Here is a 1967-nt window from a genome sequence, read left to right on the forward strand (position 1 = left end):
GGATGCCGGTCAGCTCGCTTGTTCCTCGGCGTCGTCCTCACGGCCGGGCGTGCGCAGGTTCCACCGGCGGATGACGAAGCGGAACAGCACGTAGTAGACCACCGCGTACCCCAACCCCATGACGATGAGCAGGGCCGGTCTCGTGGCGATGTTCCAGTTGAGCAGGAAGTCGAACAGCCCCGCACTGAAGCCGAACCCGTCCCGGATCTCCAAGGCGTTCGCCAGCGCCATCGACGTGCCGGTGAGCACGGCGTGCACGACGTACAGCGGCCAGGCGACGAACATGAAGGCGAACTCGATGGGCTCGGTCACCCCGGTGAGGAACGCCGTGAGCGCCACCGACGCCATCAGCCCACCCACGGCCTTCTTGGCCTTGGGCTTGGCCTCCTGGTAGATCGCGAGGGCGGCCGCGGGCAGCGCGAACATCATGATCGGGAAGAACCCGGTCATGAACGCACCGGCCGTCGGGTCGCCCTTGAGGAAGCGGGCGATGTCGCCCTGCACGGTGTCGCCACCGGCTGGCGTGTACTCGCCGAGCACGAACCACGGCACCGAGTTGAGGATGTGGTGCAGACCGAGCGGGATGAGCAGCCGGTTGGCGGTGCCGTAGATGAACCCGCCGATGATCGAGTTCGCGGCAACCCATTCGCCGAGGCCGGTCAGCACGGCGTCGAACGCCGGGTAGATGATCGCGAGCAGCACCGCGAGCACGAGGGTCGCGAAGCCGGTGACGATCGGCACGAACCGGCGACCACCGAAGAATGCCAGGTAGGGCGGCAGCGAGATCCGGTAGTAGCGCTGCCACAGCACGGCGGCGATGAGCCCGCACAGGATGCCGCCGAGCACGCCGTAGTTGACCAGATCCTGGTCCTCACCCGGTTTGGGGGCCGGGAGGATGAAGGGCGACACGGCATCCCCGACGCCCTTGAAGACGAGGTAACCGACGACCGCGGCCAGGGCCGTCGACCCGTCGGCCTTCTTCGCGACGCCGATGGCCACGCCGACGGCGAACAGCAGGGGCAGGTTCGCGAACAGGGCTCCGCCGCCGGCACCGACGACGGCGGCGACCTTCTCCCAGCCCAGGCCGTCGCGCCCGAGCAGGTCGGGTTGACCCAGGCGCAGCATGAGGGCGGCGACCGGCAGGGCCGCGATCGGCAGCATGAGGCTGCGGCCGAACTTCTGCAGCGGCGCCAGGTTGAAACGCTGCTTGTCCGGGCCGGCAGCGGCGACGTCAGCCGTGGTCATGGCGGTGGAGCCTCCTCAAAGGCAAGTCGGTGAGAGGCTGACTCCATCACACCGGCGCGACGAACGCCCGAAAGGACCCTCCGGCATGAGCAGCAAGGCCCAGCAGATCCTGATCGCCCTCGGCGGCGCGGACAACATCATCGAGATCGAGCCGTGCATCACCAGGCTGCGCACCGAGGTCCACGACCCTTCGGTCGTCGACGAGGCCGCGCTCAAGGCGGCCGGTGCCCACGGCGTCATCCGCGCCGGGTCCGTCGTCCAGGTCGTCGTCGGGCCCGAGGCCGACAACCTCGCCGAGGACATCGAGGACCTGATGTGAGCCGACCGCACGCCCTCCTGCTCGACCTCGACGGCACGCTCGTGGACTCCGAGCCCATCCACCGGGCCGGCTTCGAGCGGTGGTTCGCCCATCGCGGCTGGGCCTTCGACCGCGAGGTGGCCTCGCTGTTCACCGGCCGACGAGCCGACGACGTCTTCCGCACGGTCGACGGGCCGTGGAGCGGCGGGGACCCGACGGAGATGTTCCACGAGATCGTCGCCATGGTGCCCCGCGACCGCTTGCCGGATGCCGTGCCGGGCGCGGTGGCGAGCATCGAGCGCGCGCTCGCGGCCGGCATCCCCCTGGCGCTCGTCACGTCAGCCGGGGTGCGGTGGGCCGACAAGGCGCTCGCCGCGCTCGGGGGCATCGACCGGTTCGACGTCGTCGTCACCCGCGACGACGT

The 1967-nt window shown here is 69.8% G+C and carries 3 protein-coding genes; 2 read left to right on the forward strand and 1 reads right to left on the reverse strand.

What is annotated here, in order from left to right; translation table 11 throughout:
* Positions 1–9 precede the first annotated feature (9 nt).
* A complete protein-coding gene (locus PLL68_RS09710; protein WP_324533559.1) occupies positions 10–1245 on the reverse strand; it encodes a PTS transporter subunit EIIC in 1236 nt (411 codons plus the stop codon).
* Between the two features lie 85 nt (positions 1246–1330).
* On the opposite strand from PLL68_RS09710, the gene PLL68_RS09715 reads away from it, so the two are divergent.
* Entirely contained in the window at positions 1331–1564 is a 234-nt protein-coding gene (locus PLL68_RS09715; RefSeq protein WP_159902556.1) for a PTS sugar transporter subunit IIB, read from the forward strand.
* Positions 1561–1967, forward strand: a 407-nt coding sequence (locus PLL68_RS09720; RefSeq protein ID WP_324533560.1) for an HAD family hydrolase, incomplete at its 3' end; no start/stop codon positions are given. The genes PLL68_RS09715 and PLL68_RS09720, both read left to right, overlap by 4 nt.

Origin of the sequence: Ornithinibacter sp. (assembly GCF_035443565.1) — a bacterium.
Classification (GTDB): Bacteria; Actinomycetota; Actinomycetes; order Actinomycetales; family Dermatophilaceae; genus Fodinibacter.

Bases quoted from the DNA above. Each gene is read 5' to 3' on its own strand.
- PLL68_RS09715 (WP_159902556.1), top strand. From the start codon at position 1,331: ATGAGCAGCAAGGCCCAGCAGATCCTGATCGCCCTCGGCGGCGCGGAC.
- PLL68_RS09710 (WP_324533559.1), bottom strand. From the start codon at position 1,245: ATGACCACGGCTGACGTCGCCGCTGCCGGCCCGGACAAGCAGCGTTTC.